The following is an 18,507-nucleotide window of genomic DNA, read 5'->3' on the forward strand; positions in this document are numbered from 1 at the left end:
TCGCCCCCACCGCCACGGCCAGCTCCCGGGGTACTCATCTGCGATGAGGTAGGACCAAAGGGTGTGTAAAAAGGGAGGCGACGTACCTTTCAGCTGACCAATAACAGCGGATCCGGGGTGAGACCCGGAGAAAGGACGTCGCCTCATGGGCAACGATACGCGGGAGAGGTGTGGCGTGCCAGCGTGGGAGACGCTGGAGGGGTGGGTTCGGGAGGGGGTTCGGGAGATGATCCAGGCGACTCTGGAGGAGGAGTTGACGGAGCTTCCGGGCCGTGGGAAGTCGGAGCGGCGGGCGGCGGTGGACGCGCCGCCGGGCTACCGGAACGGGTACGGCAAGCCTCGGCGTCTGGCGATGAGTTCGGGGACGATCGAGGTCAGGCGGCCGCGGGCCAGAGGTCTGGAGGAGCGGTTCGAGAGCCGGGTGCTGCCGCTGTTCGCGCGGCGGACGCGGGAGGTGGGGGATCTGATCCCGGAGTTGTACCTGCACGGGCTGGCCGGGGGCGACTTCGAGCTGGCGCTGAGGGGACTTCTGGGCGACGGGGCGCCGCTGTCGAAGACCTCGGTGGGCCGGCTGCGCGTGAAGTGGACGGCGGAGTACGAGGTGGCGCCGGCGGCCGCTGGGGGACCGGAAGGTCGTGTACGCGTGGGCGGACGGGATCTACGTGAAGGCGGGCCTGGAGCGGGACAAGGCGGCGCTGCTGGTGGTGATCGGCGCCATGAGCGACGGGACGAAGGAGGTGCTGGCGGTCGTCCCCGGCTACCGGGAGTCGACCGAGTCGTGGGCGTCGGTGCTGAGGGATCTGAAGTCTCGGGGCTTGGGAACCCCGAAGCTGCTGGTGGCCGACGGGAACCTGGGGATCTGGGGCGCGGCGCGGGAGGTGTGGCCGGAGGCGGCCGAGCAGCGGTGCTGGAACCACAAGACGACGGGCGTGCTGGACCGGCTGCCGAAAAGAGAACAGGCCGAGGCGAAGACGTTGCTGCGGGCGGTGGCCCACGCGCCGTCGCGGGCGGAGGCGGTGGAGGCGCGCGACGCGTTCGGGGCCCGCTACGGGGCCGCGCAACCGGACGCCGTGTCCGTGCTCGAGGACGACTGGGACCGCATGACCGCCTTCCACGACTATCCGGAGGAGCACTGGCGGCACCTGAGGACGACCAACATCGTCGAGAGCCCCTTCGCCTCGGTTCGGCTGCGCACCACGGCCGCGAAGCGGTTCAAGCGGGTGGACAACGCCACCGCGCTGATCTGGAGGCTGCTGCTGGTGGCCGAGAAGCGCTTCCGGAAGCTGAACGCTCCCCAGTTGCTCGGGGATGTCTACGAAGGGAAGAGGTTCGAGGACGGAAAGCCCGTCCCTCAAGGTCGGCGGAGGATCGCCGCCTGATGCCTTTTACACACCTTTTGGTCCGACCTCTCTGCGATCTTCCCGTTCCACTGCGGCCCACCCCGTCACGACCGGCAGATCGAGCGCGTCGTGGCCTGCCCGTCGATAACAGCCCTCCTGCGGCACTCAAACGGCCTCCCATGTGATCACCCTTCCGCCGTTTCGCTGGACTCATACGCCCACCCGGTAATCCTTGGCAACCCAGTGGATCTCGGTCTACCGTCCACAACGTCGCCGACAATCTCGTGCCGTAGAACTTCCCTCCAAGCACCGGATAGCGGCAGCCCCCGACGCGCAGTTACGGGGGAATGATCGCCAGAACCTCGTCGCTGACTGTCAGAGGTAAAGCTCGGGGCCAAACCGTGTGCCGCCCCGGTTCGGTCAGCGAGAAGCGACCGAGCCTGGGCCTGCGAATCGTCCACTCGCGGATCAGCCACCGATCGTCTGCGATGCGTTCGAACTGAAGCTCACCGCCAAGGAGGGACTCGTCGATCTCAATCCGCCCGAACGAGGCACGGTAACGCAACCCCTCCGGTAGAGCCCGGAGACGCCATGGGTACGCCAAAACCAGGTCCGATCGGTTGGCTCCTTCACTTCGTCCAAATCGCTATGACGCCGCAACTGGGAAGCGGATCCGGCGAATTCCGCCGCGAGAGAGGCGACACTCATGTATATTTCGACACCCGCGATCTCATGGGGTCTCACCAGGTCGTCGATCGTCTGTCCGTCCCGTCCACCGAGACCTCGCACCTGCGTGTTGTCGAGATAGATACTCATCGGACAGCCGCCGGGCGTGAACTCCGACGGCACTCGCGTGTTCGGAATCGGCATAGCCCCGGACTCGTCCACGACCTGCAGGACCCCGCGCCCGTCGCAACTCGGCTCCTGGCCTGCAAGCCCCGAAGGGCTCATCCCACCGGCAAGGGTCGCGAGGATCGCACAGATCAGCGGTCCCCCCTCAATGTGTCGCGGTCGACCGATCACGGAACAGTTCCTCCCTCAACTCCTGCGCCGAAACGCGCCCTCGGACGGCACTCCTTCGTGGGGACTCGGCAGCGAGGTTGAGATGCTGTCCGGCTGTCCTCGAACCAGTCGATGTCCGATGGCCGATGGAGCGCGAGGACCTCCCCGCTGGTGGTGAGAGGATAGGCCCGAGGCCAGACGGTTGTCCCGTGATTGACGCGCCACAGGTATTTTTGCGTGAGCACAGGACGTCGAATGCTCCACTCGCGAATCAGCCATCGACCGCGAGTGATCCGCTCGAACCGAAGGACGCCGCCGAATTCGGCCTCGTCGATCTCGATCGGGTGGAACCGGGTGCGGGGGTCACGGGACATGAAGTGCGCCCGCAACGCCGGCTCCAGGTGCCGTCGCAGGAAGGGACGCAGCGACGTGTACTGGAACTCCAGTTCCCGCGGTCCGACCTCGACGGTATCGATCCAGAGGACACCCTCGATGTCAACGAGTGTCCGGCCGGGCTTCGGTTCGAACCCCAATCCAACGGTTCCCTCATCCTGGCTTTCGACCGGCCGCAGGCAATGCGTCGCCAGAAAGCCCGGCGACGCCAGCGCGTCTCCATCGGGGGCGTAGAACGTGGTCAGCGAGTCGCTGATCACCTCGGCGTACCCATACCTTTCGAGGTGCTCCGGCGACGCGTTGACCAGGGACTCTCGCACCACGAGGTCGCGGTATCCTGCTGGTAGCGATGCGCACCGCGTCTCCACACGACGGACGGCCGTATCATCCGCATCTGCAGGGTGCCGAGATCCGCAGTGGACGACACCGTGGCGAGGATCGGGAGGACGGATTCGTAGAGGGCGAAGGCTCGGCGCCGCTCCTCGGGGGTGGTTGGGCAGACGTTCTGCTCCGAGACCGACAGCTCCGGGAGCGGAATCGGCTGCACGGGGACGTGGAGACGGAGGGCTCGCGACGCTCCTCCCGTGGCGATGTGGAGCGTATCCGACGCCCAGGACTCATAGCCGATGCGTGTTATTCGGAGGCGATACACCCCCGGTGCCGGCATCGGCAGGTTGAACGCCCCGCGTCCGTCCGAGAGGGCCTCACCGAGCACGACCTCGCCAGGGCTTCCCATCACGTCGAGCGCTACAAGGCGATCCCCGACCAGCGCGATCTCGCCGATCCAGCCGAGCGAGTCGTCCGCAAAGATCGCATCCGGCGTCAGGGTCACCGTCGCCCCGACGTTCCGCAGCCCTTCTTCGCCCTCCCGACAAGCCAGGCACACGAGGACGGCGCGCGCGCCAAGGGCCGATCGCCGCCCGGCGCCTTCCGGAACGCAGGCTATCCGTTGCACCTTTGGTTCCGGCAGGTCGGACACGTAGTCACAGAGGGGGCCGCCAAGCGAGTCAAGGTTTCGGGGAGCCGATAACGCGCCAGCCATGGGCTGGGCTCCGACCCACTCGCATAGATCCACGTATCGGATTCGTCCACAGCGATGGCCTCCGTGGCTCGATCTAGGTGCAGTGTTTTCACATACTCGCCGGCCCAGGTAAAGACGTGCACTTCTCGCGACTCCCAAGCGAACTGTTCCCGACCCAGTCGCCGGCCTGAGAAGACGCCGTACAGATATCTGCGCGTCGCTGCCAAGTCGGTAAAGCCGTAGCGCGTCTCGGGCCCCACGGCCATTACCGCCCTTCCATTCCTCGATCGCCCCTGCACCCACGCGGGCTGGAATGGGTCCGGCACCGCCGCTCGGGCGATCGGGATGCCGTCGTAGTCGAAGATCTCCAGCAATCCCCCGAAGAGCGTCGCCGCCGCCAAACGGCCACCTCCAGGGTCGGCCACGACCCAACTCTCGTAAGCTTGGAGGAGGGTCATCCCCGGCGCCTCAGCGGCTTCGGGCGGAAAGCCAACGATTGTGCGATCGTAGCTCCGGTCGGCGTTGTAACGAGCCACGCGACCTTCTGTGATCCAGCCCCCGGCGAACCAGCGGCCGTCCGGCGCTCGGACAAGGGACCCGGCGTTGGGGCCGTCCATGCGGAAAGTCTCCGGTTCCGCGGCGTCACCTCGTTCGATATCCACTAAGGAAAGTCGGGTCAGACGCTGATGGACGCCGTCGAGAATCCATACCTCTTCGCCCGATCGCGAGACTCCGCTTACTATCTGCTCGGGATCCTGGAACTCTCCCGGCCCATCTCCGCTCTGTCCGTAGGACCCGAGACGCCGTGAACTCAGAAGGTCCACAACGTGGACGGCCGGGGCAAGCATTGCGTCGAGCGCCACGAGCCGGTCGCCCGCCAGAGCGATCTCCACGATCCAGCCGAGTGAGTCGTCCTCGAACACCACATCCGGCGTCATTGCGGGAAAGGTGCCGGCTTTCTCAGCGAGCGAGCCCGCCTGTCGGCAGGCAAGGCTGGTGAGGGTCGCGAACGCGCAGACGACAGCTATTGGTTTCATGGCGGAGCCCTTCAAGCAGGCTAGGCAAAGCATCGTGGCTCACGGTTCTTCTCTACTCGATCCGGACATATGCAGTCCCCTTTCGACACCATGCCGCACGAACCTTCCTCGCATGAGGCTGCGGACAAGCCGAGCCCGGTGGACGTATTGGCACCTCCCGAGATCGGAACGGAGGCGGCGATCATGGCCAACAGGGTCGTAATTGCGAAGCGCTTCAGTTTCATTTGTGCCTTCCTCTTCGCTAGGGTGATTCAGTCACATCACGGAAAGCTCGGAAATCGTCTCCCAGAACGAGCGTGCTTCGGATCGCAGTCGCCAAGTCCTCGCCCCGATATCTGAGGCTGCCACGGGTGTCCAGAACGAAGTACTGACTCCCCCTGCAAGCGCCGAGGGCATCCCAGACCTCGAAGCGCTCGTCGTAATGGGACGGAGGGCTCGTTACCGGTCCCGCCACGATGTCGGACTCAGCCCCGTGATCGACCGCAATGAAGAGCGTCCGCGCGCCCGCAGCTTCAAGACTTACGGCGTTCACCTCGAGAAGATCCAAGTGTTCGACAGGTGCGAGGCTTGGCCACGGACGCTGGATGACCAGTGTCAACGCACCGCCGGTGACCTCACGCAGCGTGGCTTGGTTCCCCGAGGGGGTGCGCAGGCTCGCGGCCATGTCGACCGGTTCGTCGAGCAACGAAGACGTGATGTGCTCGCGCCAGGCAGAATGGGCCGCGCGCAACTGGGCCTCGGTCGGGACGAGCGGTGTCCACTCTTTGACCGATGCGGAGTAAGGTTCGACGGGTGCTACAGGGTCGACTAACACAAGAGCGAGCAACTGTGAGGCGCGATCCGAAGAACCAGCAGTGCGGTGGAGCCTAGCCAACTCGAGCACCACCTCCGGATTCCAGCTCTGCTCGTAGGCACGTCCCACGGCTTCGAACGCTGCGGCTACCTCCCCGCGGGCCAAGTGCACCCGTCCGAGGTAAAGATTCAATCGGGCCCGGCTCTCGTCGGTCTCGGTTTCGAAGTTGGCTCTTGTCTGGTCGAGGGGCCGCGCGACACCGTGCCAATTCCGGCTGTGAGCGAGCCGGTCGACTATCCACGCCTCGGCAAGCGAACGGAGGTTGGGCACTTCGATCATCCGGCCCGCCATCTCGACATCGAGCCAGAGGTCACGGAACACAGGCTCACTGGCATACCGGTCGAGCCAAATCTCGGTCATTACCGAGTCGGCAGTTTCGTACGCGAGCGGCAGTCCGATCTGGGCAATCGCGGGTGCCGGGGCGAGGCCCCAAACTCGGTCCAGAGCATTCAGCTTCTCACGATTCGACATCGAAGAGCGAGCGATCCACCGCAAGCGGGCCTGTAGCGCGTACTCGTGCCGAGGGTAGCTCGACGTCAGCTCGTCTTGCCAATACGTCGCCAAGTCATCGCGTTCGAGTAGCCCGGCATACAGACTCAGCGCGTGGATGCCAAGGGGTCCGGGATCGCGTTGCCGCGCCGCAGAATCGAACCGGTCGAGACGCTCGGTTAGCACCTCCAGGACAGTGTCCCTTCCGGCGGAAGGCGCGGTCATCCTCGTGAAGAGCAGTTGTTCGGCCCGGAACTCGGGGCGGTCGGGAAACTCCGACGCCGCTCTTTCCGCTACTTCGACCACGCGCGATGAGCCGATTCCTTTGGCCGCGAGCATCTGGTAGAGGCGACCTTGGAGCGTCGGCCGGCCGAGTTCATCCTTCTCGATGAACTCCCAGAATCGCCCGCGGTTGGTGTCGATCCGCTCTGCCTCGAGGTCCTCGACTGTGGCCACTGCATAGACCGTACCCGGCGGCAAGTCAGCGACGCCCTGGAAGCGCCCTGGGTGACTGCGAGAGAGTTCGATCGTGCTGAACCCCGGCGCGGTCTGCGTGAAGCGGAGAGAATCGGGGACCCAATACCTGATGCGGGCGCGGAGGCTGGGTTCCGCGGCCAGCGGTGAGACGGTCTCGTAGCGGAGTTCCATCGCCCCGTTGCGGGTCTTGTTGAGCGTCAGGATGCTGGAGCCCGCCATGGCCCGATCGGCACCGAGCGTCAGTGCCAGCGCGATCACAACGAGCGCCGCGGCGCTGGCCGCCAGGGAGGGCAACGCGCCACCCACGAGCGACTTCAACATCCGTCGCGGAGGGACCGAGAGGGCTACGACTTCTGTCTTGCCCGGTCGCGCCGCGAAGATCTCATCGATGAGTTCGGGGGGGGCTTTCGGGTTAGGCAGGGCTCTGAGTCCATCGCCGAGCACCCGGATGAACTGCACTTCCTCCCGGCAAACCATGCACATCCTGATGTGCATACGGACCTTGGACGCCGAGGCCCCGTCCAGGTCGCCGTCGGCGAAGGCGCTCAGCGTCGGGTAGTCGACCTGCGTGTTCTCGTGTATGTCCTCGTGCATATCCGCTACCTCTCGCCCAACGCGGCCCGGAGCGCCGCTCTTGCCCGATGCAGGCGGACGGCCGATGCCGAGTAGGAGACCTTGAGGATTTCAGCGATTTCCTTGTGCGAGTAGCCTTCAACCTCCTTCAGAATGATCACGGTCCGCAGCTTCTCCGGGAGCGAGGCCAGCGCTCGCTCGAGGGCGATGGAATCCAGGACTTGGGGTGGACGCTTCGGCATGTGCTCGCTGAAGATTGGGACCTCGCGACGCCGCTTGCGTACGCGCAGGTGCATCAGCGCCTCCCGCGTCGTCACGGCTCGCAGCCACGTCCCCAGTGAGCTCCTTTGATCGAACGTCCGAAGGGCTTCCGGCAGACGCGCGAACACATCGTGCAGGACATCGCGCGCGTCGGCGGTGGAATTGGTGAGGCGGTACGCGACGGCGAAGAGTTGGTCCGAATACTCCTCATAAAGCTCTCGCAGGGCGTCGCGGTCACCCGCGGCGGCCATTCGAGACAGTCGCACCTCCTGATTCGCCTCGATCACACTACCGGGCACAGACGGGGAGGCTCAGCGTCGGGTCGCCACGGGTCACGCCCGTGCACGACGAGGCACGGCCGTACCGGCGGCTCGGCCCAAACTCCAGATCCGGTGTTCGGATCCTGCCATGCCCTGTGATCGATCCGTCGCACTCGCAGCGCCTCCCGCGCTTGAATTCCATGTGCGTCCAAGTGAATTGCGCGATCTACGACTATATGCCACGACCCTGGGGAACTTTACATAAGTCCGTTACACGTAATCCCGGTCGGCGTATCGTCCGAGACGTGTTGGTCGTAAGCACATGACTTGCCACAGATCAGGAGGTAAGACTAGGGATCCCGGGCGCCCCGGAATCCCCGGCGAGTCACCCCGGGGCCCGCGCCCTTGAATGACGAGGCCCCCGCCGTTGCGAGGTGGACACGACTCAGGCGGGCTGTTGCTGCTTCACCCCGTGTGGAGCCCGGGATCAGCTCACCGCTTACCTGCCACGCTCAGGGAGCGAAGCGACGTGACAGGCAAGCTCGGATACGGCCCTGGACAACTGGGAATCGAAGCGGGTCCGCTCCTCGACCGAGAAGCTGTTTAACGCCCGGTCGAAGTTGGGAACCCGCGACACGAAGGCAGCCCGGTCGGCTTCGGGGAGACCCTCCGCGAGTCTAAGCACCGCCGCCGTCACTTCACGCTTCACCGACGGCGCTGCCGACTCATAGAGTTCGGTGAACGTCAGTTCGATCGCGAGCCAGTCCACCCAGTCCGCGAAGGAAATCGTCTGGCCCATGCTAGAGCGCGGGCAGCCGGTAGCGGGCCACCCACGGGCTCGGCTCGGGCCCGCTCGCGTACAGCCACGTATCGGAAGCGTCCACCGCGACGGTCTCCGCGGTCCTGTCGAGGTACAGGGTCGTGAGGTATTCGCCGTCCCACGTGAAGACCTGGACCTCCTTCGTGGCCCACGGCGTCCCGTCCTGCATCACCCTCCCCCCGGAGAAGAGGCCGTACAGGCGGCGATCCGTCGCGGCCAGATCCGTGAACCCGTAGCGCGTCTCGGGACCCACGGACATCACGGCCCTGCCCTCCCGCGATCTTCCCTGCTCCCAGGAGGGCTGGAAGGGGTCCGGCACGGCCGCCTGAGCGATCACCTGGCCATCGGAGTCGAAGATCTCCAGCAATCCTCCGAGGAGCGTCGCGGCGGCCAGGCGATCACCCGCAGGATCGGCCACGACCCGGCTCTCGTAGGCCTGGAGGAGCGTGGAGCCCGGCGCCTCACCGGCTTCGGGCGGAAAGCCGACGATGGTGCGGTCGAAGCTCCGCTCGGCGTCGTAGCGGGCGACCCGCCCTCCCGTGACCCAGCCCCCGGCGAACCAGCGACCATCCGGTACGCGGACGAGCGACCCCGCGTTGGGACCGTTCATGGGGAGCGTGTGAGGGGAAACCACGCCGCCCGTCTCGATCTCGTCCAGAGACAGCTGGGTCAGGCGCTGATGAGCGCCGTCCAGAATCCACACCTCGTCCGGCGAGGTCGAGGCCCCGGTCACGATCTGCTCGGGATCCATGAACTCTCCCGGGCCATCGCCCCGGCGGCCGTAGGAACCGAGGCGTCGCAGACCGTCCAGGTCAAAAACATGGACACTCGGTTCGAGCATTGCGTCGATCGCGACGACCCGGTCCTCGACGAGCGCGAGATCCACGATCCACCCCAGCGCATCGTCCGAGAACACGGTCTCGGCGGCGAGCGCTGCCCCCTGCTCGTGACTCGCATCCCCCGCCCCGTTTCCGGGACCGCACGCCCAGATCGAAGCGGTTGCGAGCGACCAGATCCCCCGGCGACGCAATGCCATGCCCCGGGCGCTCATTTCCCGCCCTCATCTTTGCATTGTGGTGCGTGGTTCGTTAGCGGTGGCTTGACACAATAGCAGTCCAGCATCGTTCGGTGGCCGCAGTCTCCCGACTCGCACGACGCCGTCGAGAGTCCCAGGCCGACGGCCGCCTCGGTGTCGCGCGTGATCGGGATGATGGCGAAGGCAAGCGCGATCACGGCAGCTGCGAGCAAGCGTCTTCTGGTCATGGATCGTCCTTTCCGTTTCGTTTGAACTGGGGAGACGTGAAGCGTCACATCGCGAGCACGAGTGAAATGCGGAGAGCCGTGTCCAGTTGCTCCCCCCGGTGGCGAAGCCGGCCGCCACGATCAAGGACGAAGTACTGCAGCGTGCGCCATGCCCCAAGCTCTTCCCAGACCCGGTAGTCCGGATCGTGAAGGAACTGGGCGTCGATCTCTGGACGGTCCCCCGGCGACGAATCCGTCCGCTGGGTTACAAGAACGGTCCGCACTCCGGTCGAATTCAGTCGTTCGGCATTCAGGGTCAGAAGTGCGAAGTCCTCATCGGGGACGAAGTCCGGCCGACTGGTGTAGAGGACCAGCGTCACGCCGCGACCGGCACCGGCCGCCTGGTCGAGGGCTGTCTCGCCCCCGGTTTCGGTCCGCAGGCCTCCGTCGAAGTTGACGTATTCGTTCAGGATCCCCGCCACGACCCGTTCCTGCATGGCGGCCCGCGCCGCAGCCAGTTGGGCATCAGCCGGCGTGCGCTGCGCCGCCTCGTGTTCGTCGGAGAGGTACGGCTCCAAAGGGACCACCGGGTCCACCCGCGCGAGCGAAGTCAACTGGGCGGCACGAGCGTCGGAACCGAGCGAACGATGGATCTCGGCCGCGCGCGCGAAGACCCGTGGATTCCATGCCTCTTCGACCGACCGCTCCACGGCATCGATCCCACCCGTCAAATCCCCGCGATCAAGGCGTAGGCGGGACAGGTGGAGGTAAAGATTCGCCCGGTTCTGGCGCGTCCCTATTTCAAAGCTGTAACGCGACTGGTCAAGCCGACGTTCGGGACCGACCCAGTCCCGGCTGTTGGCAAGGCGGTCGAGGATCCAACGTTCGGCCAGTGGCCACAGCGCCGGCACGTCCATCAGGCTGCGCGCCACTTCCGTATCGAAGCTCAGACTCCGACCCCAGGAACTGGCCTCGTGCCTGCGAAGCCATTGCTCGGTTAGGATCGGGTCGGCGAACTCGTACGAGTATCGCAACCCGGCACGCGCCGTGGTCGGCGCCCCGACCCTCGCCCAATCCTCCTCGAGAGCAGCCAGCTTCTCTTCGGTCGTGGCCTGGGAGAGAAAGATCTCCTGCAGGGTGGCCGCGGCGGCTGCGCCGTGGCTCGGGTAGCGCGCGCGCAGTTCACCTTGCCAGTAGTCCGCGAGGTCGGAGCGCTCGAGAAGTCTGGCGTAGCGGCTGAGCGCGTCGATCTCCACGGGCCCGGGATTCCCGTCCCGGGCCGCGCGGTCGAGGGCGCTGAGACGCGCCTCGTGGATCGGCAGGAGGGTGTCGATCGAGTCCGCCGGAAGCGCGGCAAGTTCGAACGAGAGGAGCCAGAACCAGAACTCGGGCTGCCCGGGGAACTCCGCGGCAGCCCGTTGGGCGATCGCCGCGGCTCCAGCATTGAGTTCGAGCGCCGCCAGCACCTGGTAGCGTCGCGCGTCAAGCGTCGGGCGGCCCCGGCCATCCGGCTCCAGATACTCCCAGAACCGACCGAAATCAGTATCGAGGTAGTTTCCTTCGCGGTCCTCGACCGTGGCGACCGCGTAGACGGTGCCGGGCGGCAGGTCGGCGACGCCCTCGAACCTCCCGGGAGCTTCCCGGGAGAGTTCGATCTCGCTGAAACGACCTTCGTTCTGCGCGAAGCGGAGCGAGTCCGGGATCCAGTACCGGATCCGCGCCCGGACGCTGGTTTCCGCCCCCAGCGGGGAGATGGTCTCGTAGCGAAGCGTCATCGCTCCGCCGTCGGCCCGCTCGAGCGTCAGCGCGCTCGCGCCCGCCATGACGCGGTCCGCGCCGAAGGTCAAGACGAAGGCGGCGGCCATGAGCCCCACCACACCGGCCGCCAGGGCGATCCGCCAGCCTCGCTGCATGGGCTCACGCCCGTGTGTTCGCAGCTCGGAGACGGGTGCCGCCTCTCGATCTTCGGGCCAGATTCTGTCGAAGGCGTGGCGTGGCGCCGACGGAGTCTGAAGGGCCCTGAGGCCATCCCCAAGCTCCCGAATGAACTGGGCCTCCCCGCGGCACTTCGCGCATGCGAGCAGGTGCGCGCTCACGTCTGCCGAGGACGCCGGGTCGAGATCACCGTCGGCAAAAGCGCTGAGGGTGGGATAGTCGATATGCATGCCTATCGTTCTCCCAGCGTGGCCCGCAGCGAGGCCCGGGCTCGACAGAGTCGGGCCGCGGACGCCGTGGGCGTAATCTCGAGAAAGTTGCTTATTTCCTTGTGCGAGTAGCCTTCGATTTCCTTCAGAATGATCACCGCCCTGAGCTTGTCCGAGAGCGTGGCCAACGCTCGCTCGAGCGCGATGGTGTCCAGTGCGTGAGGGGGACGGGTTGGCACGTCATCGCCGATCGGGATCTCGCGACGCCGTTGGCGCGCCCGGATCAACTGCAGCGCCTGGCGCGTCGCGACGACGCGCAGCCAGGTTCCGAGCGAACTCCGTTGGTCGAAGCTCTTGAGGGCCCTTGGGAGGTAGACGAAGACATCCTGCAGCACGTCCCGTGCATCGGCCGAAGAGTCGGTGAGACGGTACGCGACCGCGAACACCATGTCCGAGTACTCCTCGTACAGGGAGCGGAGCGCTTCGCGGTCCCCGGCGGCGGCCCGTCGGGCCAGCCGCCCTTCCCGATTCGCCTCGATCACCACGGTTTCTTCCGGTCGTCAGCCGCGCCGCAGGGCGAATCGCGACCCCCGAACCTGGCCGGAAGGAGATACAGGCCCTCACACACCTCGAATCCAGCCATGACCAGTTTCTCCCCAGGACTTGCGGCTCGATCCCCACGGCTTCGAAACGACTCCGCTGCGTGTCTCGATCGTTCCTCGTGAGTCCCCTTGCCATGATTCCTCGTGTCCAGACATACCGACATATTTGTTTAGATGACACGAGGGGGCGAAACCTTACATCCGTTGGTGGCCTACCGGTCGCGCCGCTGTCGGGCGGCTAAGGACGTATTCGGCAGCAATTCACCGTATCGCCACCTCGAGAGCTACTTCGTCCAGATCACCACGGCGCCGCAGCGCGCGTCGTGGCCGCCGAACTCGGCCGGGAGCGCCGCGGCGCCCGTGTACACCTCGATTCCCGCGATTTCGGTCGGGAGGACGAGATCGTTGATGGATTCCCGGAGCTGGGCGTCGGGCGTGACTCCTGACGTGAGGCTCCAGCGCTCCTTGCTCCCCCGGATGGCGATGTTGCCGTCGAGATCCGGCGTGAGGTCGATTTCGACTTCGGTGGTCAGACCCCGGTTCACGGAGACCGGATACGAGATCGGAGCGTATCCGAGGTGCCGGACGGAGAGTTCGTATTCGCCGACGGGCAGGCCGCTGAGGATGAAATGGCCTCTCCGGTTGGTTTCGACCGCCTCCTCGCGTTCCGCCACGGAGACCGCGGCCGTCGCCACGGGCCGGTGGGTGCGGCCGCCGAGCACCCGGCCGATCAGCCGCCCGGTCCGCATCTCTCCGAACAGGAGCCGGAGTTCCACCTCGTGCGCGTAACCCGGTACGAGGACGAACGTTCGCCTCCTCGCTCGACGCGTCGCCGAACTCCGCCCACAGCGTGGCCTGGCCGGCGTCCCTGGGGACGCAGAGGGAGAGCCATCCCTCGCCGTCGGCGTCTTCGCGGACGGGTCTCCGGACCGCGTCCGTCCAGCGCAGCACGACCGTGGCGCCGGGGATCGGAATGAACCCGGAGTCGTCCAGGACGGTGATGGCGAGAGAGGCGCTTTCGCCGCAGTCCGTCTCCTGCTGCGGCGGTTCGGCCTGGAGTGCCGCGGCGGGGCCGGCGCTCACTGCAAGGAGCAGCGCGGCCACGAGAGATCGAGGTCGTGCCGGCTCGTAACCCATGGGCACTCCTTCGCGGGCGCGTGGGGGCAAGGGGAGACATGCCCTTCATTTCAATACGCCCCGGGTTGGGGGAAGTTCCCAAGGGCCCGACAGGTCTGCGGGCCTTCGTTGCTCCTGGGTTCGCCCTGGTAAGGCGGTTACGCAGGTGGCGAAACCATTACAATTCGCACATGTCGTGGAAAACCAATTCCGCCATGCGATAGCGGGAGCCGCTGACGGTCCCGGCGCCTGGGTCGGCGCTATTTCGTCCAGATCGCGATGGCGCCGCACCGGCCGTCGGAGCCGGAGAATTCCGCGGCGAGCGACGCCGCGCCCGGGTACACCTCGACCCCCCCGACCTCGATGGAGAGGACGAATTCGTCGATGGTCGTGACGTTTGACCTGCCCGGCTGAATGACGGGCGTCCCGTCCACGTACACGGTCATTTCGCAGCCGCGGCCTCCGAATCCGGTCGAGATCCTCCTGCTGTACACCTTGCACGACCGTGCCCTGCCGCCGCACCTGACGCGGACCCCTGGTGCGTCCGCGATCAGGTCTGTGATGAGGAATGGGTTCCGGCGCTCGATGTCCTGGACGGTGAAGAACGTGCCGCCACCGATGAGTTCGCCCCAGTATTTGCGTTCGTAGAAGCCCTGTGTCTCCAGCCGACGGATCCTCGTGACCGTCGCCACCAACGGCTCGAGTTCCACCGGGTCGGGAGACAGGCGCACGTCGACCTCGGTGGTGTGGCCCCGGGTCACCGTCACGGTGTGCGTCAACGGCGCGTAGCCGAGGTGCCGGATCGAGATTTCGTACTCTCCTACAGGTAGCGCGCTCAGGACGAAGTTGCCCCTCCGGTTGCTCTGCGCCTCCTCCCGGCGACCGGCAACGGATACGGCGGCCGCCGCCACGGGACGGTGGCTCCGGACATCCCGCACCCGGCCCACGAGCCGTCCCGTCGTCGCCTCCGCGAACAGGAGCCGGAGTTCGACTTCATGCGCCCGTCCCGCTTCGAGGGCCAGGATCTGCTCCTCGCTCGAAGCGTCGCCGAACTCCGCCCAGAGCACGGCCTGCCGGGCGTCCGGCGGCACGCACAGAAGGAGCCGTCCTTCGGAGCCCACCGCTTCACGGACCGGCCTCTCAACCGCGTCCGTCCAGCGCACGAGGACAGTGGCGGTGGGGATCCGAATCAGCCCGGTGTCATCCAGGACGGTGACCGTGATCGCGGCCCCGCAGCCTGCGTCCCCCGACGGCGCATCCTGGGGTGTGTCCTGCAATGAAGCGGCGCGATCGGCGGTGCCAGCGAGCAGCAGCGCGGCGAGCGTCGCACGAAGGAACGAGCGAGTGGCACCTGTCGGCATATCCGTCCCTCCGTGCTTGTTGCGCCCTCTGCAAAGGCGGACCGCTCCATGCTGGGTGACGCGGCGAGTCGGAAGAACGTCACATCGGCGGCGGAACCGTTCCGGACAGGCCGGACGCTGCCCGGTCCGGGGCGAGGACCGCGTCCACACCGGATGCCGGACTAAGGACACGTCAGGCGGACCGTCCGGCGGCCATCGCCTCCTGGACCGCAGCTTCCATCGCGCGGACCTCGTCGGCGGTCAGCTCGGCGAAGCTCGCGCGTTTCCTCGCCGCGAGCCGCCCGCCGTTCTGCATACACAAGCGCACGAGCAGCGACGCACGCCGGTCGGGCATGTCCACGATCTCCCGGACACCCCTGAGGGCGCTGTCGAAGACCGCCACGAAGCCGAGTTCCTCCTTCAGGTCACGGCGCACCGAGTCGGCCACCCGGTCGTAGAGGTATTCGGCGAAGGAGGTGGCGTCGAAATAGCGGTAGAGGTCGGCGCTGTCGCTCTCGACGACCATCTCCCGGCTGGGAGAATCGGCGCCCCCACCCGACCATCCCCATCGGATCAGGTCCAGCAGAGACCGCGAGAAGCCCGAGAGGGTGTCGTCGTAGCCCTGCCGGTCGCGCAGGATGGCCGCGGAGACGGGGAGGATGGTGCCGGGGGGACCGTATCCGCGTTTGGCGAGGACGTGGTGCATCAGGAAGCGGTGGATGCGCCCGTTGCCATCTTCGAAGGGGTGGACGAAAACAAAGGCAAACGACGAGACCGCCGCCGCGACAACCGGGTCCACGCCGCCGTTCACGACGCGCCCGGTCAACGCCGTCCAGCCACGCATGAGGCCGGGGACATCCGCCGGGCGGGGGCAAATGAAGTGAACCCGTTCACGGTATCCGCCGATGGTCTCGCCGACGAAGTTCTGGACCGTGCGCCAGTCGTCCGCGGCGTAACGGGGATCGACGATGGCTGCGTGCAGGCGCAGGAGGTCCGCCTTGTCGGCGGGGTCGAACGCGGACGCCGACTTCAGCGCCGCGACGAACCTCTCGGCGCGCCCTCCGCTCGGGGTCTCACCCTCCAACGCGAACGACGAGCGCGTCTCCTTGGTGAAGAGGTAGTCAACGGCTCTGGCGAGGATCGATGGGTCGTAGCTCTCCATTAGGTCGCGGGCCTCCTCGTCCAGACCCGACTTCATCGCCTTCCGGAGCCTCGAGGTGAGTCTCACGGCGGGACAGAACTCCGACCCCCCAAGGAGATTATCGGCGACCCGGTGACGCCTGGAGTTACGGCGGGTGGCGACCGCATGCCGGTTGTGATCGAGGGCACCAACGTAGTTTCCCGCCTTCGCGTCTTCCAGGTCCAGCGTTCGGCCGGTGAAGGTCTCGTACAGGAACCACGCCCGCCGGCTGAAGGCGCCCGTCGGTTGCGCCCGCACCCAGGCTTCGAGTACCGCCGGGTCGATCTCGCGGAGGGCAGCGACCAGGACACCGAGGTCGAAAGCCTCATGGCGCAGCGCGAAGCGGAGGTGCGGCACGATCGAGTCCTCCGTCGCGTACCGCAGCGGATAGATTTCCGTAGTCCGGCGGCCATCCGTCTCGGTCCGCCGGGCACCCGCGACGACGTAGCTCCGAACGGCTGGCCTCGGAACCGCCAGATCGAAGTGGCGGACGAACCAGGCCTGACCGACAGGTCTACGGGCTTCGTTGCTCATGGGTCCGCCGTGGCAAGACGGTTACGCAGGTGGCGAAACCATTACAATACCCACATGTCGTGGAAAATCAATTCCAAGATGCCGAGGCTCGACCTCAGTGGTAGAAGACGTCCACCAGCGCGAGGGGAATCGCCGGCACGTACGTCACCAGCAGCAGCACGGCGACGAGGACGGCGATGAAGCGGACGTTGACCTTGCTCACCTCCCAGATGTCCGCCTTGGCGACGGAACACGCGGTCACGAGCACGCTCGCCACCGGCGGCGTCTGCTGGCCGATCCCCAGGTTGAGCGTGACGATGAGCCCGAAGTGGACCGGGTCGATGCCGGCCGCCCGCACCAGCGGCATCACGATGGGGACGACGAGGATGATCGCGGCGGCCGAGTGCAGGAAGAGCCCGATCACGAGGAAGAAGACGTTGAGCAGCGCCAGGATGAGCCACTTGTTCGAGGTCAGGTCCATGATCCCGGCCGCGACCTGCTGCGGGAGCCGCTGTTCCGTGAGGTAGTCGCCGAGGAGTGCCGAGGTGGCGACGAGGAGCATGACGACGGCGGTCTGGACGCCGCCCTCCAGCATCGCCTCGCGCAGGTGGGCGAGGTCGAGTTCGCGGTACACCAGCCCGCCCACGACGAGTGCCGCGACGATGGCGAGCCCCGCCCCCTCGGTGGCCGTCACCCAGCCGCTGAAGATCCCGCCGAGGATGATCGCCGGCAGGAGGAGGGCCCACCCCGCCTCGCGGAACGTCGTCCACACGCGGCGGAGTTCGAACTTGCCCTCCACCGGGAAGTCGTGGCGGCGGGCGTAGAGCCAGGCCGCGAACATCAGCAGCAGCCCGCCGAGCACCCCGGGCACGATGCCGGCGACGAACAGCTCGACGACCGAGGCCTCGGCCATGACGCCGTACAGGATCATGGGAATGGACGGGGGGATGATGACGGCGAGCGTGGCCGACGACGACATCACGGCCGCGGCGAACGGCGTCGGGTAGCCGCGTTTCTTCATGGCGGGGATGAGAATCGAACCGAGCGCGGCCACATCGGCCACGGCGGAGCCCGAGATCTCGGCGAAGAAGAGCGACGCGGAGATACTGACCATCGAGAGGCCGCCGCGGATGAACCCCACGAGCGCGGAGGCGAAGGCGATGAGCCGGCGCGAGATCCCGGTCGCGTTCATGATCGCGCCCGCGAGGATGAAGAGCGGGATCGCGATGAGCGGGAACGAGGTCGCGCCGGTGAAGAGGACGAGTCCCGCGTTGGGGAGCATGGCGACCCCGCCCGAGGCGAGCATGGCCACGAGCGCCACGAGGCCGAGCGCGACCGCGATGGGGATGCCGATCGCGATCAGGAGGAGCAGCCCCACGAAGAGGAGGAGGAGCGTCACGGCTCCCCCTCACGGCCCGCTCCCTCGGCGAGGGCGTCTTTCAGCCCCATAAGCTGCGCGACGATGAACAGGACGGCCCCGATCGGGATCACGGACTGCGCGAGCGCGGCGGGCACGGAAGGCAGGCTCACCAGCGATGTCCCCTCGAGTACGCGCACGACCTGCCACCCGGCCCACGCCACCGCGGCGAAGAACGCGATGACCGCGGACTCGGCCACGAGGATGACGGCGAGCCGGGCCCGTCCACGCAGCCGTTGCGCCAGCGTGGGCACGCCGATGTGCGCCCGCCGCAGCGCGGCGAGCGCGGCTCCGTAGTAGGTGAGCCAGGCGAGGAGGATGGAGGCGACTTCGTCGTACCACACCAGCGACGCCCCGGCCTTGCGGAACCCTACGCCGACCACGACGGCGACCGCGAGCGCGGCCAGCAGGACGAGGACCGCCCCCT

15 protein-coding genes and 2 pseudogenes are annotated in these 18,507 nt (G+C 66.7%); 1 reads left to right on the forward strand and 16 read right to left on the reverse strand.

Features of this window, described 5'->3' with window-relative positions; translation table 11 throughout:
- The first annotated feature begins 145 nt into the window (after window positions 1–145).
- Window positions 146–1,379: pseudogene (locus ACPXY0_RS10570) on the forward strand (IS256 family transposase).
- A gap of 980 nt (window positions 1,380–2,359) precedes the next feature.
- Here the strand turns inward: ACPXY0_RS10570 and ACPXY0_RS10575 are convergent.
- The 16 genes and pseudogenes from ACPXY0_RS10575 to ACPXY0_RS10650 form a co-directional block, all read right to left on the reverse strand.
- Entirely contained in the window at window positions 2,360–3,055 is a 696-nt protein-coding gene (locus tag ACPXY0_RS10575) for a hypothetical protein (RefSeq protein WP_423924499.1), read from the reverse strand.
- Window positions 2,992–3,567, reverse strand: coding sequence for a carboxypeptidase-like regulatory domain-containing protein (locus ACPXY0_RS10580; protein WP_423924500.1), 576 nt, complete (start codon window positions 3,565–3,567; stop codon window positions 2,992–2,994). Before ACPXY0_RS10580 ends, ACPXY0_RS10575 begins: the two co-directional genes overlap by 64 nt.
- 110 nt (window positions 3,568–3,677) lie before the next feature.
- The gene (locus tag ACPXY0_RS10585) at window positions 3,678–4,793 is read right to left on the reverse strand and encodes a BF3164 family lipoprotein (RefSeq protein ID WP_423924501.1); all 1,116 of its coding nucleotides are present in this window, start codon (window positions 4,791–4,793) and stop codon (window positions 3,678–3,680) included.
- Between the two features lie 241 nt (window positions 4,794–5,034).
- Window positions 5,035–7,071 carry a tetratricopeptide repeat protein gene (locus ACPXY0_RS10590; RefSeq protein WP_423930758.1) on the reverse strand — a complete coding sequence of 679 codons (2,037 nt, stop codon included), beginning with the start codon at window positions 7,069–7,071 and terminating at the stop codon, window positions 5,035–5,037.
- Window positions 7,072–7,089: 18 nt separating this feature from the next.
- Window positions 7,090–7,206, reverse strand: a pseudogene (locus tag ACPXY0_RS10595) (zf-HC2 domain-containing protein); the annotation flags it as partial.
- A gap of 5 nt (window positions 7,207–7,211) precedes the next feature.
- The gene (locus tag ACPXY0_RS10600; protein ID WP_423924502.1) at window positions 7,212–7,697 is read right to left on the reverse strand and encodes an RNA polymerase sigma factor; all 486 of its coding nucleotides are present in this window, start codon (window positions 7,695–7,697) and stop codon (window positions 7,212–7,214) included.
- A 508-nt stretch (window positions 7,698–8,205) separates the two neighbouring features.
- The gene (locus ACPXY0_RS10605; RefSeq protein ID WP_423924503.1) at window positions 8,206–8,505 is read right to left on the reverse strand and encodes a hypothetical protein; all 300 of its coding nucleotides are present in this window, start codon (window positions 8,503–8,505) and stop codon (window positions 8,206–8,208) included.
- A gap of 1 nt (window position 8,506) precedes the next feature.
- Complete coding sequence (locus ACPXY0_RS10610) at window positions 8,507–9,577, reverse strand: BF3164 family lipoprotein (RefSeq protein ID WP_423924504.1); 1,071 nt, start codon at window positions 9,575–9,577, stop codon at window positions 8,507–8,509.
- Window positions 9,574–9,789, reverse strand: a complete 216-nt coding sequence (locus ACPXY0_RS10615; RefSeq protein ID WP_423924505.1) for a hypothetical protein — start codon at window positions 9,787–9,789, stop codon at window positions 9,574–9,576. Before ACPXY0_RS10615 ends, ACPXY0_RS10610 begins: the two co-directional genes overlap by 4 nt.
- Before the next feature lie 44 nt (window positions 9,790–9,833).
- Complete coding sequence (locus tag ACPXY0_RS10620) at window positions 9,834–11,933, reverse strand: anti-sigma factor family protein (RefSeq protein WP_423924506.1); 2,100 nt, start codon at window positions 11,931–11,933, stop codon at window positions 9,834–9,836.
- Window positions 11,934–11,935: 2 nt separating this feature from the next.
- Window positions 11,936–12,454 (reverse strand): RNA polymerase sigma factor, encoded by a 519-nt coding sequence (locus tag ACPXY0_RS10625; RefSeq protein ID WP_423924507.1) that lies wholly within the window; start codon window positions 12,452–12,454, stop codon window positions 11,936–11,938.
- A 344-nt stretch (window positions 12,455–12,798) separates the two neighbouring features.
- On the reverse strand, window positions 12,799–13,290 hold the full coding sequence (locus ACPXY0_RS10630) for a carboxypeptidase regulatory-like domain-containing protein (RefSeq protein WP_423924508.1): 492 nt from the start codon (window positions 13,288–13,290) through the stop codon (window positions 12,799–12,801).
- A gap of 600 nt (window positions 13,291–13,890) precedes the next feature.
- Window positions 13,891–14,991, reverse strand: a complete 1,101-nt coding sequence (locus ACPXY0_RS10635; protein ID WP_423924509.1) for a carboxypeptidase regulatory-like domain-containing protein — start codon at window positions 14,989–14,991, stop codon at window positions 13,891–13,893.
- A gap of 172 nt (window positions 14,992–15,163) precedes the next feature.
- Window positions 15,164–16,684, reverse strand: coding sequence for a Fic family protein (locus tag ACPXY0_RS10640; RefSeq protein ID WP_423924510.1), 1,521 nt, complete (start codon window positions 16,682–16,684; stop codon window positions 15,164–15,166).
- A gap of 94 nt (window positions 16,685–16,778) precedes the next feature.
- Complete coding sequence (locus ACPXY0_RS10645) at window positions 16,779–18,062, reverse strand: TRAP transporter large permease (RefSeq protein WP_423924511.1); 1,284 nt, start codon at window positions 18,060–18,062, stop codon at window positions 16,779–16,781.
- Complete coding sequence (locus tag ACPXY0_RS10650; protein ID WP_423924512.1) at window positions 18,059–18,463, reverse strand: TRAP transporter small permease; 405 nt, start codon at window positions 18,461–18,463, stop codon at window positions 18,059–18,061. Before ACPXY0_RS10650 ends, ACPXY0_RS10645 begins: the two co-directional genes overlap by 4 nt.
- Between the last annotated feature and the right edge of the window lie 44 nt (window positions 18,464–18,507).

Source organism: Candidatus Palauibacter sp. (genome assembly GCF_965237495.1).
Lineage (GTDB): Bacteria > Gemmatimonadota > Gemmatimonadetes > Palauibacterales > Palauibacteraceae > Palauibacter.